This is a genomic window from Bradyrhizobium sp. Unk1 (assembly GCF_059512345.1).
This window is the reverse complement of sequence record NZ_JCAMOP010000025.1, coordinates 109196-135281: the sequence shown is the minus strand read 5'-3', so window position 1 is coordinate 135281 and position 26086 is coordinate 109196. Positions and strand designations below refer to the sequence as shown.

22 protein-coding genes, 1 tRNA gene and 2 pseudogenes are annotated in these 26086 nt (G+C 63.1%); 15 read left to right on the top strand and 10 right to left on the bottom strand.

What is annotated here, in order from left to right; translation table 11 throughout:
* Positions 1–1913, bottom strand: a 1913-nt coding sequence (locus AC5ZFO_RS29130) for a Clp protease N-terminal domain-containing protein (protein WP_496122886.1), incomplete at its 3' end; no start/stop codon positions are given.
* A 379-nt stretch (positions 1914–2292) separates the two neighbouring features.
* Here AC5ZFO_RS29130 and AC5ZFO_RS29125 point away from each other — a divergent pair.
* Positions 2293–2609, top strand: a pseudogene (locus AC5ZFO_RS29125) (ubiquitin carboxyl-terminal hydrolase family protein); the annotation flags it as partial.
* On the opposite strand, the gene AC5ZFO_RS29120 reads toward AC5ZFO_RS29125, so the two are convergent.
* The 5 genes from AC5ZFO_RS29120 to AC5ZFO_RS29100 form a co-directional block, all read right to left on the bottom strand.
* A complete protein-coding gene (locus AC5ZFO_RS29120; RefSeq protein ID WP_282521410.1) occupies positions 2606–5203 on the bottom strand; it encodes an excinuclease ABC subunit UvrA in 2598 nt (865 codons plus the stop codon). The pseudogene AC5ZFO_RS29125 and the gene AC5ZFO_RS29120 sit on opposite strands and share 4 nt — an antisense overlap.
* On the bottom strand, positions 5197–5610 hold the full coding sequence (locus AC5ZFO_RS29115; RefSeq protein WP_282521411.1) for a hypothetical protein: 414 nt from the start codon (positions 5608–5610) through the stop codon (positions 5197–5199). The genes AC5ZFO_RS29120 and AC5ZFO_RS29115 overlap by 7 nt, the downstream gene beginning before the upstream one ends.
* Before the next feature lie 124 nt (positions 5611–5734).
* Positions 5735–6343 (bottom strand): MEDS domain-containing protein, encoded by a 609-nt coding sequence (locus AC5ZFO_RS29110; protein WP_282521412.1) that lies wholly within the window; start codon positions 6341–6343, stop codon positions 5735–5737.
* Between the two features lie 40 nt (positions 6344–6383).
* Complete coding sequence (locus tag AC5ZFO_RS29105) at positions 6384–6971, bottom strand: GAF domain-containing protein (RefSeq protein WP_282521413.1); 588 nt, start codon at positions 6969–6971, stop codon at positions 6384–6386.
* 252 nt (positions 6972–7223) lie between these two features.
* Positions 7224–7457 (bottom strand): hypothetical protein, encoded by a 234-nt coding sequence (locus tag AC5ZFO_RS29100; RefSeq protein WP_282521414.1) that lies wholly within the window; start codon positions 7455–7457, stop codon positions 7224–7226.
* A 46-nt stretch (positions 7458–7503) separates the two neighbouring features.
* On the opposite strand from AC5ZFO_RS29100, the gene AC5ZFO_RS29095 reads away from it, so the two are divergent.
* The 3 genes from AC5ZFO_RS29095 to AC5ZFO_RS29085 are packed head-to-tail and all read left to right on the top strand — an operon-like array spanning position 7504 to position 9997.
* On the top strand, positions 7504–9216 hold the full coding sequence (locus AC5ZFO_RS29095) for a PAS domain-containing sensor histidine kinase (protein ID WP_282521415.1): 1713 nt from the start codon (positions 7504–7506) through the stop codon (positions 9214–9216).
* 8 nt (positions 9217–9224) lie between these two features.
* Positions 9225–9842 carry a response regulator transcription factor gene (locus AC5ZFO_RS29090; protein WP_282521416.1) on the top strand — a complete coding sequence of 206 codons (618 nt, stop codon included), beginning with the start codon at positions 9225–9227 and terminating at the stop codon, positions 9840–9842.
* Positions 9839–9997 (top strand): hypothetical protein, encoded by a 159-nt coding sequence (locus AC5ZFO_RS29085; protein ID WP_282521417.1) that lies wholly within the window; start codon positions 9839–9841, stop codon positions 9995–9997. The genes AC5ZFO_RS29090 and AC5ZFO_RS29085 overlap by 4 nt, the downstream gene beginning before the upstream one ends.
* A gap of 224 nt (positions 9998–10221) precedes the next feature.
* On the opposite strand, the pseudogene AC5ZFO_RS29080 reads toward AC5ZFO_RS29085, so the two are convergent.
* Positions 10222–10625: pseudogene (locus AC5ZFO_RS29080) on the bottom strand (hypothetical protein).
* Positions 10626–10637: 12 nt separating this feature from the next.
* Positions 10638–10838, bottom strand: a complete 201-nt coding sequence (locus AC5ZFO_RS29075) for a hypothetical protein (protein WP_282521418.1) — start codon at positions 10836–10838, stop codon at positions 10638–10640.
* A 485-nt stretch (positions 10839–11323) separates the two neighbouring features.
* On the opposite strand from AC5ZFO_RS29075, the gene AC5ZFO_RS29070 reads away from it, so the two are divergent.
* Both AC5ZFO_RS29070 and AC5ZFO_RS29065 read left to right on the top strand, forming a co-directional pair.
* Positions 11324–11605, top strand: coding sequence for a hypothetical protein (locus AC5ZFO_RS29070; protein ID WP_404979799.1), 282 nt, complete (start codon positions 11324–11326; stop codon positions 11603–11605).
* Positions 11602–12933: a hypothetical protein gene (locus tag AC5ZFO_RS29065; protein WP_496122885.1), complete on the top strand. Its 1332-nt coding sequence runs from the start codon at positions 11602–11604 to the stop codon at positions 12931–12933. The genes AC5ZFO_RS29070 and AC5ZFO_RS29065 overlap by 4 nt, the downstream gene beginning before the upstream one ends.
* 289 nt (positions 12934–13222) lie before the next feature.
* Here the strand turns inward: AC5ZFO_RS29065 and AC5ZFO_RS29060 are convergent.
* Positions 13223–13297: transfer RNA gene (locus AC5ZFO_RS29060), tRNA-Gln, on the bottom strand.
* Positions 13298–13565: 268 nt separating this feature from the next.
* On the opposite strand from AC5ZFO_RS29060, the gene AC5ZFO_RS29055 reads away from it, so the two are divergent.
* On the top strand, positions 13566–15344 hold the full coding sequence (locus AC5ZFO_RS29055; RefSeq protein WP_282521421.1) for an acyl-CoA dehydrogenase family protein: 1779 nt from the start codon (positions 13566–13568) through the stop codon (positions 15342–15344).
* A 108-nt stretch (positions 15345–15452) separates the two neighbouring features.
* Here the strand turns inward: AC5ZFO_RS29055 and AC5ZFO_RS29050 are convergent, their stop codons facing one another.
* Complete coding sequence (locus AC5ZFO_RS29050; protein ID WP_282521422.1) at positions 15453–16688, bottom strand: MFS transporter; 1236 nt, start codon at positions 16686–16688, stop codon at positions 15453–15455.
* A 302-nt stretch (positions 16689–16990) separates the two neighbouring features.
* Here AC5ZFO_RS29050 and AC5ZFO_RS29045 point away from each other — a divergent pair, with 302 nt between their 5' ends.
* From AC5ZFO_RS29045 to AC5ZFO_RS29010, 8 genes are all read left to right on the top strand, one after another.
* A complete protein-coding gene (locus AC5ZFO_RS29045; protein ID WP_282521423.1) occupies positions 16991–17746 on the top strand; it encodes an enoyl-CoA hydratase-related protein in 756 nt (251 codons plus the stop codon).
* Positions 17747–17940: 194 nt separating this feature from the next.
* Positions 17941–19599, top strand: a complete 1659-nt coding sequence (locus AC5ZFO_RS29040) for a bifunctional metallophosphatase/5'-nucleotidase (protein WP_496122884.1) — start codon at positions 17941–17943, stop codon at positions 19597–19599.
* A 135-nt stretch (positions 19600–19734) separates the two neighbouring features.
* Positions 19735–20664 (top strand): histone deacetylase family protein, encoded by a 930-nt coding sequence (locus AC5ZFO_RS29035; RefSeq protein WP_282521425.1) that lies wholly within the window; start codon positions 19735–19737, stop codon positions 20662–20664.
* A 69-nt stretch (positions 20665–20733) separates the two neighbouring features.
* Positions 20734–20985: an exodeoxyribonuclease VII small subunit gene (locus tag AC5ZFO_RS29030; RefSeq protein WP_008132970.1), complete on the top strand. Its 252-nt coding sequence runs from the start codon at positions 20734–20736 to the stop codon at positions 20983–20985.
* Between the two features lie 578 nt (positions 20986–21563).
* The gene (gene dxs, locus AC5ZFO_RS29025; protein ID WP_282521426.1) at positions 21564–23492 is read left to right on the top strand and encodes a 1-deoxy-D-xylulose-5-phosphate synthase; all 1929 of its coding nucleotides are present in this window, start codon (positions 21564–21566) and stop codon (positions 23490–23492) included.
* 36 nt (positions 23493–23528) lie between these two features.
* Entirely contained in the window at positions 23529–24083 is a 555-nt protein-coding gene (locus AC5ZFO_RS29020) for a nucleoside 2-deoxyribosyltransferase (protein ID WP_496122883.1), read from the top strand.
* Between the two features lie 27 nt (positions 24084–24110).
* Positions 24111–24845, top strand: coding sequence for a TlyA family RNA methyltransferase (locus AC5ZFO_RS29015; RefSeq protein ID WP_496122882.1), 735 nt, complete (start codon positions 24111–24113; stop codon positions 24843–24845).
* Positions 24838–26085: a class I SAM-dependent RNA methyltransferase gene (locus AC5ZFO_RS29010; protein ID WP_282521429.1), complete on the top strand. Its 1248-nt coding sequence runs from the start codon at positions 24838–24840 to the stop codon at positions 26083–26085. The genes AC5ZFO_RS29015 and AC5ZFO_RS29010 overlap by 8 nt, the downstream gene beginning before the upstream one ends.
* The last annotated feature ends 1 nt before the right edge of the window (position 26086 follow it).

The window sequence follows — 26086 nt, the reverse complement described above, 5'->3', positions numbered from 1 at the left end:
TACTCGGACATGTCGAGGCGGACCATCGCGGTCTCGTCGTTGAACAGGTACTCCGCGAGCGCCTTGGTCAGCTCGGTTTTTCCGACGCCGGTGGGGCCCAAAAACATGAACGAGCCCATCGGCCGGTTCGGATCCTGCAAGCCCGCGCGCGAGCGGCGCACGGCGGTCGCTACCACATGCACGGCCTCGGCCTGGCCCACCACGCGCTGGCTGAGTTGCTCCTCCATCCTGAGGAGCTTCTCCTTCTCACCCTCGAGCATCTTGTCCACGGGCACGCCGGTCCAGCGCGACACCACCTGCGCGATGTGGTTGGCGGTCACAGCCTCCTCCACCGTGGCGCCCGCATTCTCGTTGGCCTCGATCTCGGCGAGCTGCTTTTCCAGCGCCGGAATCTTGCCATAGGCAAGCTCGCCGGCCTTCTGGAATTCGCCGCGCCGCTGCGCATTGGCAAGCTCGACCCGAAGCGCATCGAGTTCGCTCTTGAGCTTCTGGGCGTTGGAGAGCTTGTTCTTCTCCGCGCTCCAGCGCGCGGTCAGCGCCGCAGATTTCTCCTCGATATCGGCAAGCTCCTTCTCCAGCGCCTGAAGCCGCGTCTTGGAGCCAAGATCGCTCTCCTTCTTCAGCGCTTCCTGCTCGATCTTGAGCCGGATGATCTCGCGGTCGAGCGTATCCAGCTCTTCAGGCTTGGAATCGACCTGCATCTTTAGCCGCGCAGCCGCCTCGTCCATCAGGTCGATAGCCTTGTCGGGCAGGAAACGGTCGGTGATGTAGCGGTTGGACAGGGTCGTGGCCGCAACAAGCGCGGAATCGGTGATCCGAACGCCATGGTGCTGTTCGTACTTGTCCTTCAACCCGCGCAGGATCGAGATGGTGTCCTCGACGCTGGGCTCGCTGACGAAGATCGGCTGGAAGCGCCGTGCAAGTGCCGCATCCTTCTCGACATGCTTGCGGTATTCGTCGAGCGTAGTCGCGCCGATGCAGTGCAACTCGCCGCGGGCGAGCGCGGGCTTGAGCAGGTTGGAGGCATCCATTGCGCCGTCGGCCTTGCCGGCGCCGATCAGCGTGTGCATCTCGTCGATGAACAGGATGAAATTGCCGTTGCTCGCGGTGACCTCCTGGAGCAGGGCCTTCAGCCGCTCCTCGAACTCACCGCGGTATTTTGCACCGGCGATCAGCGCACCGAGGTCGAGCGACAGCAGCTTCTTGTCGTGAAGGCTCTCCGGCACGTCGCCGTTGATGATGCGTAGCGCGAGGCCTTCGGCGATCGCCGTCTTGCCAACGCCGGGCTCGCCAATCAGGACGGGATTATTCTTCGTCCGGCGCGAGAGCACTTGAATCGTGCGGCGAATTTCCTCATCGCGGCCGATGACCGGGTCGAGCTTGCCGTCGCGCGCGGCCTGGGTCAGGTCGCGGGCATATTTCTTCAGCGCGTCATAGGCATTCTCGGCCGTCGCGGAATCCGCAGTGCGGCCCTTTCGCAAGGATTCGATCGCAGCATTTAGGTTCTGCGCAGTAACGCCGCCATTCGCCAGTAGCCGGCCGGCCTCGCTATTCTTGTCGATGGCGAGCCCGAGCAAAAGCCGCTCAACCGTGACAAAGCTGTCACCGGCCTTCTCGGCTGCCTTTTCAGCCGCGTCGAACGCTCGCGCCAGTTCGGGTGCAAGATAAACCTGCCCGGCACCGCCCCCGGAGACCTTTGGCACCTTGTTCAGGGCATCCTCGGTCGCCTTCAGGATTGCACGGGAATTGCCGCCGGCGCGGTCGATCAGACCGCCAGCAAGGCCCTCGCTGTCATCAAGCAGGACCTTCAGCAGATGCAGGGTCGAAAACTGCTGATGACCTTCGCGCATCGCCAGCGACTGCGCGGATTGGATGAAGCCGCGCGAGCGCTCGGTATAGTGCTCAATATTCATCGTCGTCTTCCTTCGGCGTGCCGCTCCGCCCCCGAAGTGCGGTCAGCAAAAAGGAGGGTACCGGTTTTTCGTTCGATCGCGATCAAAGTATTGAAGATCCACGATCTGCTCGCCAACCGCACGCCGCTTAGCGAATTATGCGCAAAGGCACGCATACCGCATGTTCTTTGGGTTTCGGCAAGCTCGCACTGACATTCGTCAACTCGCCAAGCGGCTTTCATCGCCGACGCTGGCGCCTACTGCGACAGTTGACGCTCAATATCGCCGAAACCACCACGCCCGTCGCGCGGCGGCCGTCGAGCTGAAGCTGCTTAAGCTTTGCAATTGGATTAACACTGAGAGAAACGGAGAGCGGCGCGCCATTGCGCGTCAGTTAAAGATGGCGATACTTTGCAAGCATCTCTCGGCAATCCCTGACTTTATTCCGAGCGCCTTTGGGGTGCGAAGAATATGCCTGAAGTCGGGCGACCCTGGTTGCATCCTCGGATTTTCTGCACCTGGGACCCTGGGACCATGTCGGTTGCTGCGACCAGTCGACAGATCGGCACGCAACAAAAACACTTTCACGCGACAAGACACCCGATCATCGAAGCCTTTGATCCACCGGAAGGGTGGGGCTGGTGGTATGTCGACGAAGTGACGTTTGATCTTTCGGGCCGACAGACACCGCCTTTGGCGCCCATTCCGCAATCTTACTGTGGTGCCGCAAGGCGACTGGACGTTGACGCGTCGGCCGCGAGCCGAGCCCTGAACCGCGACAGGCATGGCGCAGTGCGGCTTATGGACGATCCAGCGACCTCGGCAGGCGTGCCAAACGCCACCACATGACCGCCTTCGTCACCTGCACCCGGGCCGATATCCATGACCCAGTCGCTGCCGGCGGCAACGCGCATGTCATGCTCCACCACGATGACGGTGTTGCCGGATTCGACCAGCCCGTCGAGTTGTGCGATGAGCTTCTCGACGTCAGCCGGGTGTAGTCCCGTGGTGGGCTCGTCAAGGACGTAGAGCGTTTGGCCACGTTGCGTCCGCTGCAACTCGGTGGCAAGCTTGATTCGCTGGGCCTCGCCGCCGGAAAGCTCCGTCGCCGGCTGGCCAAGTCGCAGATAGCCGAGGCCAACCTGCCGCAGCACATCGAGGGACCGGCGTACCTGCGCCTCCTCAGCAAAGAACGCGAAGGCGGCATCGACCGTCATTCCCAGTACGGCGGCGATGTTCTTGCCGCGGTATTCTATTTCAAGGGTTTTAGCGTTGTAGCGAGCGCCATGACAGCTTGGGCACGGTGCATACACACTGGGCAGGAACAGCAATTCAACGCAAACAAAGCCTTCGCCCTCGCAGGTCTCGCAGCGGCCTTTGGCAACATTGAAGGAAAAGCGTCCAGTGTCATAGTGACGGGCGCGCGCCGACTTGGTGGCCGCGAAGATCTTGCGAACGTAATCGAACAGCCCTGTGTACGTCGCGAGGTTGGACCGTGGCGTGCGTCCGATCGCCTTCTGATCGACGACCACCAATCGCTTGACACCCTCCATTTCGCTTGCGATCCGGCCGCCGAGTGTGGTCACGACGGTCCGCTCGAGTTCGTCGCCTTCATCGTCGATCGACGGTAAGGGATGGCCTAGCTTACTTGCAATCAATTCCACCAGGACTTGGCTCACCAGGCTCGACTTGCCCGAGCCGGAAACGCCAGTCACGGTGGTGAATACTCCCAACGGAAAATCGACATCGAGTTCATGGAGGTTGTTGCGACTGGCGCCACGCACTCGCAGCCAGCCCTTGGGCAAGCGCGGCGTACGGTTTGACACGATGTGGTCGCCGAACAGGTAACGGCGGGTTTGCGATTCCTCTACCTGCTTGAACCCTTGTAGAGGACCGCTGTAGAGGACATGGCCGCCGAGTTCGCCGGCGCCAGGCCCGACGTCGACAACCCAATCCGCATACCGGATCACATCGATCTCGTGTTCGACCACGAAAAGCGAGTTGCCGGAGGCTTTCAACCGTGCGAGCGCCGTCAACAGCGCCTCGGTGTCCGCGGGATGAAGTCCGGCGGACGGCTCGTCGAGCACATAGACGACGCCGAACAGATTGGAACGCACTTGGGTTGCCAGTCGCAGGCGCTGCAGTTCGCCCGGAGAGAGCGTCGGGGTACTCCGCTCCAGCGAAAGATAGCCCAGTCCGAGGTCAAGCAGAACCGTGAGGCGGCCACCGAAGTCCTCGGCGATCCGCTGCACCACCAAAGCCTTCTCCGGATGCTGCGCCTTAAGCTTGGTCAGTGCAGGGGCGGTGGCCTCCGCATAGGGACGCAAGAGGTCAGCGAGCTTGGCCAACGGGATCCTGGAGATATCGGCAATGTCCAAGCCGGCGAATTTGACGGACAGCGATTCGCGGCGAAGCCGCTTGCCATGACAGAGCGGGCATTCGGTACTTACCATGTGGCGCGATACTCGCTTTTTGATTGACGCGCTTTCAGTGGTAGCAAAGGTGTTCAGCACATATCGCCTGGCGCTGGAGAAATTGCCCCGGTAACTGGGCTCCTCCCTGCGTTTGATGGCCCTTCGCACCTCGTTCGCGTCATACCCGATGTAAACCGGGACCACCGGTTGCTCGTCGGTATATAGGATCCAGTCGCGGGCCTTTTTCGGTAATTCGCGCCACGGACGATCGACGTCATAACCGAGCGAAATCAGCATGTCGCGCAGGTTGCCGCCATGCCAGGCGGGCGGCCAGGCTGCAATCGCGCGCTCGCGAATGCTTTTGGAATTATCCGGCACCATGGAGCGTTCGGTCACCTCGTAGACCCGACCGAGCCCATGGCATCGAGGACAGGCTCCAGCCGGCGTATTGGGCGAAAAAGCCTCGGCATCGAGATGCGCCTGGTGCCGTGAATAATCACCGGCGCGCGAGTATAGCATTCGAAGCAGGTTGGACAACGTCGTCACGCTGCCGACGGAAGAGCGCGTGGTGGGCGACCCGCGCTGCTGCTGCAGGGCCACGGCCGGCGGCAAGCCATCGATTTCATCAACCTCTGGAACCGCCATCTGATGAAACAAACGCCGCGCATAAGGCGAGACGGATTCGAGATACCGCCGCTGCGCCTCCGCGTAGAGCGTTCCAAAGGCCAGTGACGATTTGCCCGAGCCGGAGACGCCGGTAAACACCACCAGGGCATCGCGGGGAATTTCGAGATCGATATTCTTCAAATTATGCTCGCGTGCTCCACGCACGCGGACGAAGCCGCGCAGATCCTCTCCCGCGGCGCTTAGAGAAGGAGGCTTGTTGATTTCTAACATCTACACGAGCCGATCCGAGGAAAACGCTTGACGGCCGAGTGGAGTTCCGTCCCAAACAGGACGCACTCGACCAGATGCTCGGGCTCCTGTGACGAGCCATTCGGCCGCATTGCGACGAAAATATCGGCGGTGCGGGTTTCGCATGCGAAGATCTCGCCCATCGTGTCGCCGAGCGCCTCGAACCACCGCAACTCGACTGGCTTCTGCAGCCGCGCCAGTTGCTGCCGGGGCTCGGCTTCGAGTTCGTCGCTCACGGCGCGCCTTATCAACGAGCCGGGCCGCTTCGGCTGCGGACACGCTGTGGCCTTCGGCAGGGATCCGGCGGCAGAAACAGGCCAACGACGGGGTGACCAGTCCGCGTCGTCGGCCCGCGTGCCGTCCAGGCGTACCATCACGTTCTTGATCATCACCACCTCCGCCGTGCCGCCAGGAATGCAAAGGAGTGTTGATCCGGCGAGCCCTCTTGTCATTGACGATGGTCAAGAAGCGACGGCAGCTCTGCGACAAACATGGGCTTGAAGCTTCGTCGGGCTAGGCCCGATAGGACTGGCTTGGTCCGGTTCGCGACTGCACCTCGCGGATAAAATCCTGCGGGCTCGTGAAGAACGAGTTCTCGATCAAGACGCCGCCGATGAGGACCATAGGGTGCGTTCGCAAAATATCGATGGCATGGGGCGCCGTCAGCAGATTGACGTCGAAGGTGCAAATCACCGGGTCGTCGTAATTTGGCAGAACGCTATTGAGCCGCATCTCGTATTCGGCCCATTCGATGCCGCTCTTCCAATCGTCCACGGCCATCTCGGCGTGCGCGATCATCCGCGTCAACGGGAAGCCGAGCCCGGTGCCGGCTTTCAGGGCCTCCTGGATCAGGACGAGCATGGCGTCCTTGTCGAAACGTCCGGTCTTGAGATAGGTGTCCTCCGGCAGCGCGACTTCGAGCTGACGGCTTTTCATCGTCTTCTCCACGTCGACGCCGGCGGTGCGCATCCAATTGAGGTGATCCTCCCTGTGCTGAGAAGGGAGGACATGAAACGCGCGCTGGCCGCAGTTGATGCCGTCGCAAATGAACGGCAGCAACGCGTCGTATTCCTCCACTGCCGAGCTGAAGAACGCGCAGACATGCCGGTGCTCGCGAAGCATGGATCGTCCAAAAGGAATAGGCTCGGCAGTTGAATTCATGTCAGCCTCCCGGTTGAGAGTGCTCCGGGACCTGCTTGCCGTGAAAATGCTGGCTCGGCACCAGGCCCTCTCGCTGCTCCAGGCTATCCGCGACCTGGACGGCGAGCCGATCCAGCCGAGCATGATCGAACTCGCTCTCTATCTGCGGTTCGCGAAAGTGTGTTGTGAATACGCCCCAGAGGTGGCCGTTACTGCTGATGAGCGGCGTCGATTGTACGGCAGCAATGCCGCCGGCACGCAGCATATCGAGTTCGCGCGTGCCTATAAACAGGTAACTCGTTGAGACGTCCTCGACAAACACACGCATGCGCCGCATGAGCGCGACAGCGCACGTGGTGTTAGTGTCGCGGCGCACAACGCCGAAAAAAGTCAGGGCTTCGGTCGAGAATCCGCGGCTGGCAACAATTGTCAGGCAGTCGGCTCTTTCGTCGAAGCGCTGAAGGGTGCCCATGTCGGCACCCGCTATGCCGATCGCGATATCGAGGACCCGCAGCAGGTCCGCACCGACATCCTTGGAATTTCTCAGCCGCTGCAGGACGGCGATTTGTTGCCCAGTTGCAGCGTCGAGCGGCTCCTCGAGGTTTGCCATCGCCTTTGCTCCGCTGGCCGTGCCGCGGCAACATTGTCGCGGCCAAACGATGCGGAAATGTAAGGGTAGATAGTGGCCAAGCAGATTAAGTAATTCTACGTAATCATTTTGCTACGCCTGCCAGCGAAATCCGACGGTAATCAAAGCGCGTTTTTGCGACACCTTGCTGGTCAGTCCCCCGTGACCGCCCCATTCCCGTCCAGTGAGGTTTTCTAAGAAGAGATTTGCCTGTCCGTTAGGAACTAAGGCTCGCTAATCCGGATTAGCAGAGCTAATATTTCTCATCACTGAGTAGCTGATGGCTTCAGTGGCTGAGAGACGCTCCTGCGCTCCCGCCGAACGGGGAGCCTCGTCATGTTCCAGTGCGCCAATCGCATTTTCAACGTACTCCCGCAAGAGGTCTTTGCCGGCATTAAGCCGCACCTCCAGCCCGTGAAGCTGTCCTTTGCAGAGGTGGTCGCCGGAACCGATCAGTCGATAGCACAAGTGTACTTCCCCTTCAGCGGTCGTGTTGTGGACTGGATCGGGCGACATGCCTTGGGTCGATAAGCTTACCGAGCCGCAAGAGCTCAGGCGCTGCATCCGCGATCTCGTCGCGCTTTCGACGCTGCCGGCAATCTGGAAAGATTACAATTCGCGGCAGATCGCCGACAGCGCGGCGGCCGCTTTGCTTTCGATGCTCAATGCCGACGTCATTTACGTGACTGTGCCGGGGCTGCGCGACGAACCGGTGGCCGACGTGATGCGCACGAGCCAAGCGGTATCCATCGGATCGTCTGGTCACATTGAACGCATCCTCCGCGGTGCATCGCGCGGAAGACGCGAGCAGATATCCGCGATCGACAACCCGCTAGGGAAGGGAACGTTACGGATCGTGGCGGCGCCGATGGGCTTTGGCGGAGACGCCGGGATGGTCGCAGGTTCCGTCAATCCGCAATTTCCAAGCGAGACGGACCGGCTCCTTCTAGGAATTGCGGCGAACCATGTAACGCTCGCTATCCAACGCTGGCACGCGGAGGCCGAGCAACGGCGTCTGGCGACCGTGATCGAGCGGTCGTCCGAGTTCATTGGTTTCGCCGATCTAGACGGCACGCCGCAATATCTCAATAAGGCGGCCATCGACCTGCTCGGGCTTTCCGGCACTGAGGAAGTGCAGCGGCTTAATATCTTCGATTTCATGGCTCCCGATGAGCGGACTCGGGCGCATTGCGAGTTGCTTCCGATGGTGATGGGAACCGGACGCTGGCTCGGCGAGCTCAACTTCCGCCACTTCCAAACTGGAGAAGTCATTCCCTTCCTGGTAGATTGGTTCCGCATCGACGACTCGCGCACGGACCGGCCTACGAACATGGCGACCGTCAGCCGCGATCTGAGGCATCAGAAAAAGCTCGAGAGTGATCTTCGACGCCTCAACGAGTCGTTGGAGCAGCGGGTGGCGGAACGGACATCGGAATTGGCGGAAGCGCTCGAGCGACTGACGCTCGAAGCCGAGGAGCGGCTGTGCGCGGATGTCCGCGCGCAGCAGCTACAGGCGGAGCTCCATCATGCGTCGCGGCTCAGCACAGCGGGTCAGATGGCCGGCGCGTTGGCGCATGAATTGAACCAACCGCTGACCGCGTTCACCAATTCGGTCAACGCTGTGCACCGGATGATGGCCAACGGGCCTCCCGCTCCCCAAAGGGTCGCTACTGTACGCGATGTCCTTGGCGAAGCCGCCGATCAGGCGCTTCGCGCCGGCGAGATCATTCGGAGGCTGCGAGAGTTCGTTACGCGCGGCGAGACGGAAATGCGGATCGAAAACCTGCCTGCCCTGATCCGTGAAGCCAATGATCTTGCCTCAGCGGGAACCGGACCACACGGCGTGCAGGTCCGGCTGAGCTTCGATCCGCGCGCCGAGGCAGTATTTGCGAACCGAATTCAACTGCAGCAGGTCATGCTTAACCTGATACGCAATGCGCACGAGGCGATGGCGCAGAGCGAGCGGCGCGACTTGGAAGTGGTCACTGCCCGTCTCGATGACAAGTCGATTGAGATCGCTGTAGCAGATCGTGGCTCGGGCCTGCCGGACAATATTGTCGAACACCTCTTCGAGCCATTCCACACCACAAAAATCGATGGCATGGGACTGGGACTTTCGATCTGCCGCTCGATCGTCGAGGCCCATCGCGGAAAGCTGGGGTATGAGCCCAATTGCGGCGGCGGAGCAATCTTTCGTGTGACGCTGCCCGTCCCGCTGGAACGATGAGTCGATCGATGGCAGCCGAACGGTACATTTACGTAATTGATGACGACCCGGCGATCCGCCGATCGTTGGAGCGGCTGCTTGATGCGGTCGGTTTCCAGGTGGCGTCGTATGCAACGCCAAATGCGTTCCTCGACGTCGCGGGCAGCTTACTCGGGGGCTGCGTCCTGCTGGATCTTCGTATGCCGGAGATGGACGGCTTCGAGGTTCATGCTCGCCTTCGGCTGATAAACCCGAACTTGCCGGTCATTGTGGTGACGGCTCAAGGCGACGTGCAGACCGCGGTCCGAGCGATGAAGGCGGGAGCTGTGGACTTCATCGAAAAGCCCTACAGCGACGACGCCCTGATAGCGGCGATTGAGTCCGCGCTGAAGACCAGCGCCGCGGAGGGACGGACCGATGATATTGCTATGGCGGCGGCATTAATCGATACGCTCAGCCCACGGGAGCGGCAGGTTCTTGAGGCGCTCGTGGCCGGGCAGCAAAACAAGGTGATCGCATTCGATCTTGGTATCAGTGTGCGCACGGTCGAGGTTCACCGCTCACGTATGATGGACCGGCTGCGCGTGCGTCAGTTCGCCGAGGCTGTCCGGCTTTTGGTCCTCGCGAGCTTTGCGGAGCGGGCGTGAGCGGATATCTGGTGGGATGGAGATGCCCGCACGAGCACATCGTCATGCTTGCCATCCTCAAGCGCTTCCCGGTCAATGATTGGATGACGGATTCTACAACTGTGGTTTGGATCTCTGGCGTGCGCACCCGCGCATGGCGGACCATTTTGTTGTAACAGCCGCTGACCTAGCTTGTCGGAATGAAGAAATTAACAATCGTCTATAAGTGCTTGATTTCGCTATGGTGGGCGCACCAGGGCTCGAACCTGGGACCCGCTGATTAAGAGTTCAGGACCATCGCGATCTTTGGCGGCTTGGAGCTGCTGCTCTGCCTCGCCGCTTCTATGAACTACGCCCCGGTCCGGCACCCTCCTTCGAAGGAGGCCCCGCGTCCGCAGGATTAGGAAGCGTTAGCCCGCGCCCGTTCTCGAGCTTCACGACGCGCTCGCGACGTTCGCGTCGCCGCCTAGCGCGCTCCGCCGGCTGCGGAAGCGGTGGTATGGGCGCATCCCTGCTCTCGGCTGGCCCTGTCTCTGTCGGTTGCTCGACGGCGGGGCGCGCCTCCATGAACTCTAGCACTGTCCGTCCCTTGACGGTGATCTTCCAGCCGCCGTTTTCGCGCTCGACGAGACCTTGCGAAAAGATGTCGAGGTCTGGGACACGCGCAGCCAGCCGGTTTGTGCGGTCGGCCCAGTCCCGGCCGCTGGTCGCCAGGATCGCCATATCGCGCTTGAGATCGGCCATCGTGGCAAATCCATCCGGATAGCTCACCAGGATCTTCAGCACCGTGACTTGGAAATTCACCCCCGCCTCCGGTCAGCGCCACATGGTAGGCGCCTGCGAGAGCGCATGGCGCCCGATCTGCTTGAGGTGATCCGGAGAGGTGTCCCCTTTGGTCGCGGCTTCCAGGATTTTCGAGGCCACGTGGGTACGGGCGCCGGTCTCGGTCCGGGAAACATTTTCGCAGACCTCATCTAGGACCGCGCGCAGAAGCGCGGTGGTCGCGGAATCGAACATGGCGAACCCCCACAAGAAAAATTACCATAACGCAATGGCGGCGGCGTCAAATCTAAGCGTGTTAAAAAATCAGAAGAACTCTACACCCCTGCGAGGACTTGGCAATATCGGCGGGGATGGCCGATGAACCAGAGGAACTATGAAATCGACTGGTGGTGTGTGTCGCCTCCTGCTGTCTTGTTCGCCGGAGGTTTGCGAGCTGCGCCAGTGAATACGTCCAGGCTTCCTGGGCGGACTGCCTCCGCTGCGTCGGGTTCCAGTCCACTGGGCTCTCTGCCGACTCCTCGCGCCTCTACGGTAGCCGCCGTCTCCAATTGAGGCGCATCGTCCTCTGCTGAGGCAGCAGGTCACGTCCTTCTCCCTGGCCTTCCGCGGCGCGCTCTCCCGGCCGAGGCAAGTAAGTCCAAAGTGTCCTTTTCAGGCGCTGCACTACGCTCCTGCGCGATCCAGTTGCCCTCGCAGTTTCAATCCTGCTGGTGATCATCATGATGGGCAGGACGAGCAAAGAACGAGTTTCAGCAGCTCACGCTTATGCGATGACACGTCCTGCCATCATTCCAGCGGGTTCTTGGCCGCGCCGTATGACTGCTGGAATCGCAGCAGGGTATTGCGGAGAATCGACCGTTGAAGCCTTTCTCAAACGAGTCGGTGAGGAGTATCCTCGACCACGTGTGAAAGAAGGGAGGCGTCAGCTGTGGTTGAGAGACGATCTGGACCGAGTTATTGCGCCGGACATCGTGCCGGGCGACCTCGCCGAGGATTTGTGACGCTGGAGCGTCCACTTCCACGCTTCGTCGAGGTACGGCGGCTTGCCCGCCGGGCGACCGCTTTCTACTTCCGCATCCCCACTCATTACAGGAAACTCGGCTGCGAGATAGCGAATGAGCCACTTGGGACGAGCTACGAAACTGCATGCGGCGACGACGGAAAAGGCGGACGCGCCGCCACACTCAATGCCTTGTTCGATGAATGGAACAACCAGCGCAGAGGGCAGCCGGGCGAGCAGGGAAAGATCGCGCGCTATGGCACGATCGATTGGCTGTTCCGACAATACAAGACGGAGAAGGCGTATACTGAGAAGGTCTCAGCTCGGTCGCGCCCCGACTACGAACGGATCATGCATATGACCTGCGACACCGTCGGAAAGAGCGGACGGCGGATCGGCGAACGGCAGATCATGGAAGTTACGCCACGTGCCGCCGATAAGATCTACGACAAAATCATCAACGGCCCGAACGGCATCAGACTGCGGCAGGGAGAAAAAGTGGTCGGGCTCTGCCGAAAGGTGTGGCGGATCATGCGTCGGCTGCACCCAGAGTTGTTCGATAAGAAACACCCGAACCCCTGGGACGATTTCACCCTCAAGAGCCGCACCAAGACCAAGAAGCACGCGGTCACTCGAGAAGAGGTCTATAAGTTTGCATGGGGCTGCATCAAAGAAGGGCGGCCTGAACCCGCGGCCGTCGCGGTGATCTGCTTTGAATGGCTACAACGACCGGAGAACGTAGTAGCCGGGTTTATGACTTGGCCCGACTATCGCAGCAAGAACTGGCCACACGCCGTGCGCATCGAGCACCACAAGAACAAGGCGTTGGTCTGGCATCCGCTCGACGAGACTCTCGACGGAGAGACCATCAAGTTTTACGCAGAAGCGGAGGACGTTTTGAGCCATCTGCCCAAGCTCGGCGTCCCGATGATCATGCGTCGGATCCAAAAGGGTGAACGCAAGGGCGATGCCAAAGTGTGGTCCTACCCTGGCATGGAAAAAGTGGTGCAGCAGATGCGCAAGAAGATCGACGGCGTGTCAAAGCTGTTCACGCTTGATGCCTGTCGACACGGCGGCATGACCGAACTCGAGGAAGCCGAACTGACCGACGGCCAGGGTCGTGCGCTCTCGGGCCACAAGACCGCACAGGCCTATCGCGGCTATGCCAAGGAAACGATGATGCGAGCGTTGGCTGCGACGCGCAAGAGACATGCACATCTCTTGGCACAGAAGGAGCTCGATCAGCACAATGCTGATGGAGCAGCATCACCTCGAGACGAAACGCAGAACTCGCCAATTTCGAAGACTAGCGTCCGATCTCAAGGATAGATTTCGCGATTCGTTGAACGCTGCAAAAGGCGGCGGGGTTCTGCAACTTCGATCCGCACGCGACGTCAGCGGCTGCGGTCGGAAGCTTGCAACGCACAGACGGCGTTGATTTGCTGAGTTCGTATTTTAATGAGGCGAGCGACGTTCAACGCGCGACGACCTTCATCTGCCGTCGCAAAAACGAAACCAGCACAGAATTTCCAAATGCGCGGCAAACGGAATTTCCAAATGAGCAGGAAAATCTGCCTTGAGCATGACAGTTTTTGCAACAAAATCAGAACGTTGGCGCTGGCTGGGGCGGGAGGGATCGAACCTCCGAATGGCGGAATCAAAATCCGCTGCCTTACCGCTTGGCTACGCCCCAACAGGCGACCAGGGAACGGGCGGAAGAACTGGCTACCGCAGATTCCCGCTGGTCGCAGCCGGTCTATAGGGAGCGGCGCGGCATTTCAACCGCCTGGAGGGGCAAAATACCTGAGGTCCAGGACCGGGCCCGGCGCTCGCCATGCCACCCTTTATTATAGGCCCGGCGGCGGCGCCGTTCCGGGCCGGCGCTATCCCGGCGTTCCGGCCATTGAGACCTCCCCCGTTTCATGGGAATACGGCGCCAAACCTGTCCACGGGAGTGAGCCATGACCTACCGCGCGCCGATCTCTGACATGCTGCTGTCGCTCAACCATGGCGCCGGCCTGAAGGCTGCCGTGGAGGCCGGCCATTACGGCGATTTCGACGGCGACATCGTGAGCGCCGTGCTGGAGGAAGCCGGCAAGTTCGCAACCGACGTGCTGGCGCCGCTCAACAAGGTCGGCGACGAGCACGGCATCAAGCTTGGCGACGGCAAGGTCACGACTGCGCCGGGCTGGCCGGACGCCTACAAGCGCTGGACCGAGGGCGGCTGGAACGCGGTCTCCGGCCCCGAGGATTTCGGCGGCCAGGGCCTGCCGCTCGCCATCAACGCCGCCTGCACCGAGATCTGGAGCGCCTCGAACGTCGCCTTCGGCCTCTGCCCGCTGCTCACGGCCTCGGCGATGGAGGCGCTGGATGCGCATGGCAGCGACGAGTTGAAGAAGATCTATCTCGAAAAGCTCGTCTCCGGCGAATGGACCGGCACGATGCAGCTGACCGAGTCGCAGGCCGGCTCCGACGTCGGCGCGCTGCGCACCCGCGCCGAGCGGCAGGCCGACGGCACCTATCGCATCAAGGGGACGAAGATCTTCATCACCTATGGCGAGCACGACATGACCGACAACATCGTGCATTTCGTGCTGGCGCGCCTGCCCGATGCGCCCGCCGGCACCAAGGGGATCTCGCTGTTCCTCGTGCCGAAGTTCATGGTCAATGCCGACGGCTCGCTCGGCGCGCGCAATGACATCTTTGCGAGCGGCGTCGAGCACAAGCTCGGCATGCATGCCTCCCCCACCTGCACCATGACCATGGGCGATCATGGCGGCGCGATCGGCTTCCTCGTCGGCGAAGAGAACCAGGGCATGCGCTGCATGTTCACGATGATGAACCAGGCCCGCCTCGGCGTCGGGCTGGAGGGCGTCGGCGTCGCCGATCGCGCCTACCAGCAGGCGCTGGCCTATGCGCAGGAGCGCAAGCAGGGCCGCGCCATCGGCAAGGCGGGCGACGGTTCGGACGCGATCTTCGTGCATCCCGACGTCAAGCGCATGCTGATGCGGATGCGGGCGCAGACCGCGGCCGCACGCACCATCTGCTATGCGACCGCGGTCGCGATCGACGTCTCCACGCGCGCCACGGATCCAAAGGTCCGTGCGGACGCCGCCGCACGCGCGGCGCTGCTGACGCCGATGGCGAAGGGCTATTCCACCGATATCGGCAACGAGGTCGCCTATCTCGGCGTGCAGGTGCATGGCGGCATGGGCTTCATCGAGGAGACCGGCGCCGCGCAGCACTATCGCGATGCGCGCATCACCGCGATCTACGAGGGCACCAACGGCATCCAGGCGATCGATCTCGTCACGCGAAAGCTCGCGGCCAATGGCGGCGCTGCGGTGTGGGCGCTGCTCGACGAGCTCTCGGCCACCGTGAAGCAGGTCGAAGCCTCCAACGATCCCGCTTTCGGCACCACAGGTACCAAGCTGCGCGAGGCGCTGGAGGCGCTGACGCGCACCAGCAAGTGGCTGCTGGAGCGCGTGACCTCCGCACCGAACGAGGCGCTCGCCGGCGCGACGCCGTATCTGCAGCAGTTCGGCGCCACCCTCGGCGGCTGCATGCTGGCCTCCGAGGCGCTCGCCGCGAAGGCCGATGGCAACACCGACGCCGCGCGCTACGTCTCGCTCGCGCGCTTCTTCGCCGAGAACATCACGGTGCAGGCCGGCGCGCTGGAGCGCACGGTGACGGAGAGCGCGGAGTCGGTCGCGGCGGCGGATGCGGTGTTGTTGGGGTAAGGGTGGCCTGCGTAGCCCGGATGGAGCGAAGCGCAATCCGGGGTCGTCGTCGCTCGCGGCACGAATCCCGGATTACGCTGCGCTCCATCCGGGCTACGACGCCTAATCCTAAGAAGCCGCAAGCTTCGCGCGTCGGCCCGGCCGCCACAGCACGATTCCCGCCGCCACGAGATCGAGCATCACGCACATCGCAAACGCGCTCGTGTAGTTGCCGGTGAAACTCCGCGCGAGGCCGACGATGCCGGGGCCGAAGGCGCTGACGACGCCGCTGATCGACGTGCCCAATCCCATTGCGGCGGCAAAGGCGGCAGCACCGATCTCGCGCTGGATGATCAAGGGCGGGAACGTGATCATGTTGCCGATCGAAAAGCCATAGACGGCGCAGCAGACGAGCAGCACGGTCGGGCTCGTGCTTTGGAGAAGCACGAACAGCGCCGCCGCCTGGCTCGTCATCGACGCCGCGCAGGCGAGCCGCGGATCGAGCCGGTCGACGAACAGGCCGAGCGTCAGGCGGCCGACCACCGCCATCGCCGCCATGATCGTGACCGCAAGGCCCGCACTGGCGCGGCCGATCAGCGGCTCGAGGAACGACACCTGGTGGATGATGAATCCCATCTGCGCCAGCAGCGCGATCGCGATCGGCAGCACCATGGTCCAGAACGCCGCGTTGGCGAGCAGCGTCTTGCGGGAATGGGCCGGCGCGGCGATGCCAGCGGACGAACGGCCGCCCGATGCCAGGGACATCTGCGTCGGCCAGCCGATGAAGATGACGACCACCGGCAACACCAGCACCACCATCGCCATCGTGGCGGCAAGCATGGCGGACTGGAAGCCGATGCTGCCGGTCAGCGACAGCAACAGCGGAACGAGGACGATGCCGCCGCAGGTCGCGCCGTTGAAGGCGAGGCTGAGCGCGAGCCCGCGGCGCCGCTCGAACCAGGCGTTCAGCACGGTGGCGATCACCACGGTGCCCATGCCGGTCCAGCCGACCGACATCAGCGCATAGGCAAGATAAAGCTGCCAGGGCGTCTGCATCAGCGCCAGCAGCACGGTCGAAGCGCCGAGCGCTGACAGCCCGCACAGGATCAGCGCGCGCAGCCCGATGCGGGCGAGCAGATCGTCGGTGAAGATGACGAGCACGGAGGTGAGGAGAAACGAGAAGGTGCTGGCCGCGGAGACCAGCGTGCCCGGCCAGCCATGGGCGCGCTGGAGCTCGGCGAGATAGACGCCCTGGCCATAGAGGCCGAAGCCGAACATGAAGAAGGCCATCAGGAAACAGGCCAGCACGACGCGCCAGCCGCGATAGCGCAGCGAGGATTCGTCAACGCCCGTTGCGGCAATCATCGATCGAGCAATCGGCCAAATGGAACGGCATTGGGCAATCGTGCCCCACAACCCCCGGTTTTTCAAATGAAACATTGTAGCCATTTGTTGCAATGCGCAACTGCATGTGCGAAGCAATACAACCGGCATGATCCGGTGCGGTGCGGTTCCCGATCAGAAAAACGACAGCGCGCCATGCGGCGGACTCACGGGGACGTTCTCGAAAAGGTCGAGCGGGCGGATTGGCACGCCTGCAAGATGATGTAGGCTGAGGCTTGCGAGACTCGCCAAGGCAAGCGTCGCGGCGACCGCAGGGGGCTCTCATGCCGAATGGCAATATCGTCGTCACCGAGGAGCGCGGAACGCGCGTCATCACCCTGCGCCGCCCAAGCAAGAAGAACGCGATCACGCAGGACATGTATCGCGAGATGAGCCGCGCGATCGACACCGCGCAGAACAATCCCGACATCCGCTGCATGATCATCACCGGCGGCTCCGGCGTGTTCACCGCCGGCGACGACATCGACGATTTCATGCAAGCCGAATCGAATTCCGAGACGCTGTCGGACGGTGCAAAATTTCTCTATTCGCTCGCCCTCAACGTCAAGCCGATCATCGCGGCCGTCGACGGCGCCTCGATCGGCATGGGCACGGTGATGCTGTTCCATTGCGACTATGTGCTCGCCTCGAACGCCGCGACCTTCTCCGCACCCTACATCCATCTCGGGCTCGTACCGGTCGGCGCGGCCAGCCTCCTGATGCCGAACACGATGGGCTACCAGCGCGCCTTCGCGATGCTGGTGATGGGGCGGACTTTCACCGCCGCGGAGGCGCACGCGGCAGGCTTCGTCAACACCGTGGTCTCGCCGGGACATACCGAGGTCGAGGCGCGCAAGGTGGCGCGCGATATCTGCCGGCTGCCGGCAGAGGCGGTCGCGGCCTCGCGCAAGCTGCTGCGCGCCGCACCCGAGGAGCTCACCCGCCGCATCGACCAGGAGGCCCATCTGTTCGGCGAGCGGCTGAAGTCGGATGAGGCGATTGCCGCGTTCGAGGCATTTGCAAACCGGAAGAAGCGGTAGAGCGTTCTTCCTCTCTCCTAGAACTCACTTCTAACCTCGCGGAGACAACCCCTCATCCGGCGCCATAGCCGAAGCTTCGCTTCGGCGTTCTTAAGGACGGCGGCCGAAGGCCGCCTATGCCACCTTCTCCCACAACAAGGGGAGAAGGAAGAAAGCTTCGTGAAATCTTCGCGCGGAACGACTAGTCTGGTTCCATGCGACATCTTCTCCGCCTGACCGTCCTTACACTGACTCTCGCCACCCTCCCCGCCTCCGCCCAGACCGCGGCGCCGGTCGAGCTGCGCATTCTTGCCATCAACGATTTCCACGGCAATCTGCGGACGCCGCCGGGCGGCATCCGGATCAATGATCCTGAAGACAAGACCAAGAAGGTAGCGGTGGCCACCGGCGGCGCCGAGTATATGGCGACGCTGGTCAAGCAGCTGCGCGAGGGGCACCCAAACACGATCTTCGTCGCCGCCGGCGATTTGATCGGCGCGAGCCCGTTCCTGTCGGCAATGTTTCACGACGAGCCCTCGGTCGAGGCGCTCTCGATGATGGGACTTGCGATCACCTCGGTCGGCAATCACGAGTTCGACGAGGGCAAGACCGAGCTCTTGCGGATGCAGAACGGCGGCTGCCATCCGGTCGACGGCTGCCAGGGGCCGCATCCCTTCACGGGCGCCAAATTCCATTATCTCGCCGCCTCCACCATCGAGACCGCGACCGGCAAAAGCGTGCTGCCGCCCTACGAGATCAGGGAATTCGAGGGCATCCCCGTCGCCTTCATCGGCCTCACCTTGAAAGAGACCGCGGGCATCGTCTCGCCCTCGGGCATTGCCGGGCTCGAATTCCGCGACGAGGCCGAGACGGTGAATGCGCTGGTGCCGCAGCTGAAGGCGCGTGGCGTCGAGGCGATCGTGGTGCTGATCCACCAGGGCGGTGAGCCCTCGGGCGACTACAATGAATGCCCTGCCATTACGGGGCCGATCGTCGACATCGTCAAGAAATTCGACCGCGCGGTCGACGTCGTCGTCAGCGGCCACACCCACCGCGCCTATGTCTGCGATATCGACGGGCGGCTCGTCACCAGCGGTGACAAATACGGCACGCTGGTCACCGCGATCGACCTCAAGCTCGATCCTGCAACCCGCGACATCGTCAGCGCCAAAGCCGACAACGTCATCGTCGCCAATGCCTCGCTGGCGAAGGACCCGGAACAGACCGCCCTGATCGAAGCCTATGACAAGCTGTCGGCACCGATTGCGAATCGCCCGGCCGGATCGGTGACGCAGACGCTGTCGCGCGTGCCGAACGAGGCCGGCGAGAGCGCGCTCGGCGACGTCATCGCGGACGCGCAACTCGCCGCGACGAAGGACGCCAAGGATGGCAGCGCTGTCATCGCGCTCACCAATCCCGGCGGCATCCGCACCGACATTGTCCCGAAGGAGAACGGCGCGGTGTCGTTCGGCGAACTTTTCGCGAGCCAGCCGTTCCGCAATCGCCTCGTTACGATGACGCTCACGGGCAGCCAGCTCAAGGACATGCTGGAGCAGCAATGGCTCGATCCGAAGCGCCCGCGGATCCTCCAGGTCTCGAACGGGTTCAGCTACACCTGGGATGCGACGAAACCGTTCGGCGAGCGAATCAGCCTTGAGAAGATCACGCTCAACGGCAAGCCGATCGAGCCTGGAAGCGGCTACCGCGTCACACTCAACGATTACCTCGCCGTCGGCGGCGACGGTTTTACCGCCGCCAAACAAGGCACAGCGCAGCAATATGGCGGCTACGACGCGGACGCGCTGTTCGCCTTCTTCAGGGCACACGGACCGATCGGTCCGCTGCCGCCCACCCGCATCCTGCGCGTGAATTGATCCGGATCAAACGGACTTGTCCGGAACCACCCTTTGCCATCCCCGCCCAAGCGCTTAGATTGCGTTTTGCATTTGCGTTTTGGCTCGGGATGCGCCAAGCGACGTCAAGAGCCCGTTCCCTGTGAGGCCGACCTGATGAGCACGCTTCTCCTCTCCCACAAGGCCTGCCTCGACCACGTCACGCCGCCGGGACACCCTGAAAGGCCTGACCGCATGCGGGCGGTTGAGGAAGCGCTGTCGCAGGAGCGCTTCCAGTTCCTGGCGCGCGACCTGGCACCGGAAGGCGATCTCGATCTCGTGACGCTCTGCCACAACGAGCATTACGTCACCGAGTTGCGCCACATCGCGCCGACCAGCGGTCAGGTCTATATCGACGGCGACACCTCGATGTCTCCAGGCACGTGGGAGGCGGTGATGCGCGGCGTCGGCGGCGCAGTGGCTGCGACCGAAGCCGTGATGAATGGCGAGCATCGCAACGCCTTCGTCGCGGTGCGCCCGCCCGGACATCACGCCGAGATCGGCAAGCCGATGGGCTTCTGCTTCTTCGACAATGCCGCGATCGCGGCGCGTCATGCGCAGCGCAAATACGGCATCCAGCGCGCCGCCATCGTCGATTTCGACGTGCATCACGGCAACGGCACACAGGACATCTTCTGGTCCGACCCGACCGTGATGTACTGCTCGACGCATCAAATGCCGCTGTTTCCGGGCACCGGCGCGAAGGGCGAGCGCGGCGACCACGACACCATCGTCAATGCGCCGCTCGCTTCCGAAGACGGCGGACCCGAATTCCGCGCCGCGTTCGAGCAGCTGATCCTGCCGCGGCTCGAAAAATTCAGCCCCGAGCTTCTCGTCATCTCCGCGGGCTTCGATGCGCATTACCGCGATCCGCTGGCCTCGCTGAATTTGCGCGCGGAGGACTACACCTGGGTCACGCGCAAGCTGATGGACCTTGCCGACAAGTCCGCAGAGGGCCGCATTGTTTCGGTGCTCGAGGGCGGCTATGACCTGCAAGGATTGAAAGAATCTGTTACGGCGCATGTCGGTGCCCTGATGGGCGCTTAGACAGACCCGCCTCATTACGCCCGCAAAACTGCGCTTTTTCTCACGTGAAGCAGGCAATCGGAAACGGATATGGCCGAAAATACCCAAGTCGACGTCTCCAGGCTCACCTTCGAACGCGCCATCGAGGAGCTCGAAACCATCGTGAAGCGGCTCGAGGACGGCAAGGTGCCGCTCGAGGAATCCGTGACGATCTACGAGCGCGGCGAGGCGCTGAAGCGCCGCTGCGAGGAATTGCTGCGTCAGGCCGAGGCGCGCGTCGACAAGATCACCACCGATGCCAGCGGCCAGGCCACCGGCACCGCACCGCTCGACGTGCAGTAAGGTCCTCTTTTCAAGCCGCCCGCCTCAAGCATCGGCCATCCGCAATTTTTCATGATCGCACGCCCTTGTTTGGGCTTAGGCCCCTCGGCGGCCAGGCACGGATATCGACGAGTTCCCCGGCCAAGGCCTCTCGGGCTCGCGAATCTGGCCAAAACGGCCAAAAAATACCGCCGAGGAACCGGGCAAGTCTGGAACCCATCCGCCGGCGCCACGATTAACCACTCTGGCCCGCGGGTTGCAGGTGCATGCCCGTAATCGGCCCTGTGGGTTGGCTTTGGCCCAAGCTTTGGTGTAAAGCTGCGCGGAGTGTGGCTTTTTGCAAGCCTTGCGTGGGCAGAGAATTCCGACGACAAGCGCTTCAAACTGCTAATGAAATTGGCTGGGACGGACGAAGCCGATCTAAGTGACAGGGATCACAGAGACTGAACCGGAGCGCATCTAAGCTCACCTAAGCTTGAAGACGGGGCCCTGCCCCATGCAGGTGGCTCCGACGGTTTAAGGACTCGCGCTGCGCCGATATTGTGCAAACCCATCGCGCACCGGAACGATCTTCCGGCGCTGACAAATTGGAAATCGCCGTGAACGCATACAGTAAGACGCCGCTTCTCGACACCATCCATACGCCGGATGACCTGCGCAAGCTCAAGATCGAGCAGGTTCGCCAGGTCGCCGACGAGCTGCGGCAAGAGACCATCGATGCCGTCTCGGTGACCGGGGGTCACTTCGGCGCGGGCCTCGGCGTGGTCGAGCTCACCACCGCGATCCATTACGTCTTCGACACGCCGCGCGACCGGCTGATCTGGGACGTCGGCCATCAGGCCTATCCGCACAAGATCCTCACCGGCCGGCGCGACCGCATCCGCACGCTGCGCACCGGCGGCGGCCTGTCCGGCTTCACCAAGCGCAGCGAGAGCGATTACGATCCGTTCGGCGCAGCGCATTCCTCGACCTCGATTTCCGCCGGCCTCGGCATGGCGGTCGCGCGCGACCTCTCCGGCGGCAAGAACAACGTTATCGCGGTCATCGGTGACGGTGCGATGTCAGCCGGCATGGCCTATGAAGCCATGAACAACGCCGGCGCCATGAACTCGCGCCTGATCGTGATCCTCAACGACAACGACATGTCGATCGCGCCGCCGGTCGGCGCCATGAGCGCCTATCTGTCGCGCCTCTACTCCGGCAAGACCTATCGCACGCTGCGCGATGCGGCCAAGCAGATCAACAAGCGCCTGCCCAAGATCATCGCCAACCGCGCCAACCGCGTCGAGGAATATTCGCGCGGCTTCATGATGGACGGCGGCACCCTGTTCGAGGAGCTCGGCTTCTATTACGTCGGCCCGATCGACGGTCATAACCTCGACCATCTGCTGCCCGTGCTGAAGAACGTGCGCGACATGGAAACCGGCCCGATCCTGGTCCACGTCGTGACGCAGAAGGGCAAGGGCTACGGCCCGGCGGAAGCTTCCGCCGACAAGTACCACGCGGTCGTCAAGTTCGACGTCGCGACCGGCACCCAGGCCAAGGCCAAGCCGAATGCGCCGGCCTACCAGAACGTGTTCGGCCAGAGCCTCGTCAAGGAAGCGCAGAAGGACGACAAGGTCGTCGCCATCACCGCGGCGATGCCGTCCGGCACCGGCGTCGACATCTTCAACAAGGCCTTCCCCGACCGCACCTTCGACGTCGGCATCGCCGAGCAGCACGCGGTGACGTTCGCCGCCGGTCTGGCGAGCGAAGGCTACAAGCCGTTCTGCGCGATCTACTCGACCTTCCTGCAACGCGGCTACGACCAGATCGTGCATGACGTCGCGATCCAGAACCTGCCCGTCCGCTTCGCCATCGACCGCGCCGGCCTCGTCGGCGCCGACGGCGCGACGCATGCCGGTTCGTTCGACAACGCCTATCTCGGCTGCCTGCCGAACATGGTGATCATGGCGGCGGCCGACGAAGCCGAGCTCGTGCACATGGTGGCGACCCAGGTCGCGATCGACGACCGTCCGAGCTCGCTGCGCTATCCGCGCGGCGAAGGCCGCGGCATCGAGATGCCCGAAGTCGGCGTTCCGCTCGAGGTCGGCAAGGGCCGGATGATTCGCCAGGGCAGCAAGATCGCCCTGCTCTCCTTCGGTACGCGCCTCGCCGAATGCGAGAAGGCGGCCGACGAGCTCGCCGCCCACGGCCTCTCCACCTCGATCGCCGATGCGCGCTTCATGAAGCCGCTCGACACCGAGCTGGTTCTCAAGCTCGCCCGCGACCACGAGATCCTGATCACGATCGAGGAAGGCTCGGTCGGCGGCTTCGGCTCGCATGTCGCGCAGTACCTGACCGATCAGGGCGCGCTCGACGGCGGCATGGTCAAGTTCCGCTCGATGGTGCTGCCCGACGTGTTCCAGGACCACGACACGCCGGCCGCGATGTACGGCCGCGCCGGTCTCGACGCCAAGGGCATCGTCGCCAAGGTGTTCGAGGCGCTGGGCAAGGACGTCAAGGCCGAGACGGTCAAGCTCGCCTGACGGCGAGCTTGACCTTCGCGAACCAGCGCGACCTTCATGAAAATCTATCTGGCAGGGCCCGACGTGTTCCTGCCGGATGCGGTTGAGATCGGCCGGCAGAAGGCCGCGATCTGCGGTCGCTACGGGCTCACCGGCCTCTATCCCCTCGACAACGCCATCGATCTCACCTCGCCCGACGCCTCGCGGCAAATCTTTGCCGGCAACGAGGCGATGATGGACGAGGCCGATGCCATCATCGCCAACCTCACGCCGTTCCGCGGTGCCGGCGCCGACCCCGGCACCGTCTACGAGCTCGGCTACATGGCCGGCCGCCGCAGGTTTTGCCTGGCCTATTCCAACGACGGCGCCGTCTATGCCGACCGCGTCGGCCGCTTCATGGACCTGACCACCGAGGACGGTCGGCTGGTCGATGCACAGGGGCTGACGGTCGAGGATTTTGGCCTCGTCGACAACCTCATGATGATCCATGCGCTGGAGCTGCATGGCTGCCCGCTGGTGACGCCGGCGCAGATGCCGATCGACGTCTGGCACGATCTGGCCGCGTTCGAGGCTTGCGTCCGGATGGCGGCCGCGCGATTGATCGCTACATAAACGTTTCAGTCGCCTTTCGGAGATCCGATGTCCCCTGCCCGCAAGCGTGCGGATGTTCTGCTGGTCGAGCGCGGTTTGTTCGAGAGCCGGGCGCGGGCGCGCGCGGCGATCGAAGCCGGGCTCGTCACCGCCGACGACAAGCAGGTCGCAAAACCCTCGGAGACGATCGCCGAGGACGCGGTGATCCAGGCCGAGCCTGCGCATCCTTATGTGTCGCGCGGCGGCGTCAAGCTGGCCGGCGCGCTGGAGCGCTACCCCATCGAGATCGAGGACCATGTCTGCCTCGATGTCGGCGCCTCCACCGGCGGTTTCACCGAGGTGCTGCTGGCGAACGGCGCCAGCCTGGTGTTCGCCATCGATGTCGGCACCAGCCAGCTGCATCCTTCGCTGCGCGATCATCCCAAGATCGTGTCGATGGAGGAGACCGACATCCGCAGCTATGACGGCAAACGGCTGCCGGCGCGGCCCGACGTCGTCGTCATCGACGTCAGCTTCATCTCGCTCAAGACGGTGCTGCCCGTGGCGCTGTCACTGGCAGCGGCGCCGATGAGCCTGCTGGCGCTGATCAAGCCGCAGTTCGAGGCGGATCGGAAGCACAACAAGAAGGGCCTCATCCGCGACGCCGCCGTGCATCAGGAGATCTGCGACGACATCGCGGTCTTCGCCGCTTCGCTCGGCTGCACCGACATCGAGGTGTTCCCCTCCCCCATCACGGGCGGTGACGGCAATATCGAATTCTTCCTGGGCGCGCGCCGTGGTTGAGCGCGTGAGGATCGATCACGTCGGCCATCGCGGCGACGGCGTCTCGCTCGCTGCGGGCGATGCCGTCTATGTGCCCTACGCGCTTGGCGGCGAGACCGTCGAGGTCGACCACGTCGCCGGCAACCATCCCGACCGCCGCAAGCTGCTCGCGGTCGACGTCGCCAGCCCCGATCGCATCGCACCGTTCTGCCCGCATTTCGGTGTCTGCGGCGGCTGCGCCATCCAGCACTGGGCGGCTGAGCCCTATCACGCGTGGAAGCGCGGCATCGTGGTCGAGACGCTGGCGCAGGCCGGCATCGATTGCGAGGTGGCGCCGCTGGTCGATGCCCATGGGGCCGGCCGCAGGCGCGTCACGCTGCACGGCCGGTTCGGCACGCATGACGTCCTCAAGGTCGGCTTCTCGGCGGCGAGCTCGCACGACGTGATCCCGATCCATCGCTGCCCGATCCTCGATCCCGGGCTCGAGGGCGCGCTCGATGCCGCCTGGGCGTTTGCCGAATCCCTGACGTCCAAAATGGCGGTGACGAAGCCGCTGGACATCCAGGTCACCGCGACCGCCAACGGCCTCGATGTCGACGTGCGCGGCTCCGGCCCGCTGCCGACGGCGCTGGTCACGGCGCTTTCGCGCGTCGCCGAGCAGCATCGGCTGGCGCGGCTGACGCGGCACGGCGAGCTGGTGCTGCAACGCCTGCCACCGACGGTGCGAATGGGCCGCACTGAAGTGACACTGCCGCCCGGCTCGTTTCTGCAGGCAACGATCGCGGGCGAGGAGACGCTGGCGTCGCTCGTCGCCGAGCGTGTCGGCAAGGCCAAGGAGGTTCTCGACCTCTTCTGCGGCGTCGGCCCGTTTGCCTTGAGGCTCGCCGAGAAGGCGCGCGTCACCGCCTATGACAACGACGCCGGCGCCGTCGCGGCGCTCGTGAAGGCTGCGCGCACACCTGGGCTGAAGCCGATCAAGGCCGAACCGCGCGACCTGTTCCGCCGCCCGCTGGTGCCGCCGGAGCTGCGCGACTTCGACGCCGTGGTGTTCGATCCGCCGCGCCAGGGCGCGCAGGCGCAGGCGTTGAAGCTCGCTGCGAGCAAGGTACCCGTGGTGATCGCGGTGTCCTGCAACGCGGCAACCTTCGGCCGCGACGCCCGGCTCCTCATCGACGGCGGCTACAGGATCGAGACCGTGGTCCCGGTCGACCAGTTCCGCCACACGCCGCATGTGGAATTGGTGGCGCGGTTCGCGCGCTGAT

Coding starts and splice junctions, on each gene's coding strand:
- AC5ZFO_RS29115 (WP_282521411.1), bottom strand. CDS start 5,610: ATGATCAAGAACGTGATGGTACGCCTGGACGGCACGCGGGCCGACGAC.
- AC5ZFO_RS29090 (WP_282521416.1), top strand. CDS start 9,225: ATGGCAGCCGAACGGTACATTTACGTAATTGATGACGACCCGGCGATC.
- AC5ZFO_RS29120 (WP_282521410.1), bottom strand. CDS start 5,203: ATGTTAGAAATCAACAAGCCTCCTTCTCTAAGCGCCGCGGGAGAGGAT.
- AC5ZFO_RS29055 (WP_282521421.1), top strand. CDS start 13,566: ATGACCTACCGCGCGCCGATCTCTGACATGCTGCTGTCGCTCAACCAT.
- AC5ZFO_RS29075 (WP_282521418.1), bottom strand. CDS start 10,838: ATGTTCGATTCCGCGACCACCGCGCTTCTGCGCGCGGTCCTAGATGAG.
- AC5ZFO_RS29015 (WP_496122882.1), top strand. CDS start 24,111: ATGTCCCCTGCCCGCAAGCGTGCGGATGTTCTGCTGGTCGAGCGCGGT.
- AC5ZFO_RS29040 (WP_496122884.1), top strand. CDS start 17,941: ATGCGACATCTTCTCCGCCTGACCGTCCTTACACTGACTCTCGCCACC.
- AC5ZFO_RS29020 (WP_496122883.1), top strand. CDS start 23,529: ATGAAAATCTATCTGGCAGGGCCCGACGTGTTCCTGCCGGATGCGGTT.
- AC5ZFO_RS29105 (WP_282521413.1), bottom strand. CDS start 6,971: ATGGCAAACCTCGAGGAGCCGCTCGACGCTGCAACTGGGCAACAAATC.
- AC5ZFO_RS29035 (WP_282521425.1), top strand. CDS start 19,735: ATGAGCACGCTTCTCCTCTCCCACAAGGCCTGCCTCGACCACGTCACG.
- AC5ZFO_RS29070 (WP_404979799.1), top strand. CDS start 11,324: ATGATGGGCAGGACGAGCAAAGAACGAGTTTCAGCAGCTCACGCTTAT.
- AC5ZFO_RS29045 (WP_282521423.1), top strand. CDS start 16,991: ATGCCGAATGGCAATATCGTCGTCACCGAGGAGCGCGGAACGCGCGTC.
- AC5ZFO_RS29030 (WP_008132970.1), top strand. CDS start 20,734: ATGGCCGAAAATACCCAAGTCGACGTCTCCAGGCTCACCTTCGAACGC.
- AC5ZFO_RS29095 (WP_282521415.1), top strand. CDS start 7,504: ATGCCTTGGGTCGATAAGCTTACCGAGCCGCAAGAGCTCAGGCGCTGC.
- AC5ZFO_RS29050 (WP_282521422.1), bottom strand. CDS start 16,688: ATGATTGCCGCAACGGGCGTTGACGAATCCTCGCTGCGCTATCGCGGC.
- AC5ZFO_RS29110 (WP_282521412.1), bottom strand. CDS start 6,343: ATGCTTCGCGAGCACCGGCATGTCTGCGCGTTCTTCAGCTCGGCAGTG.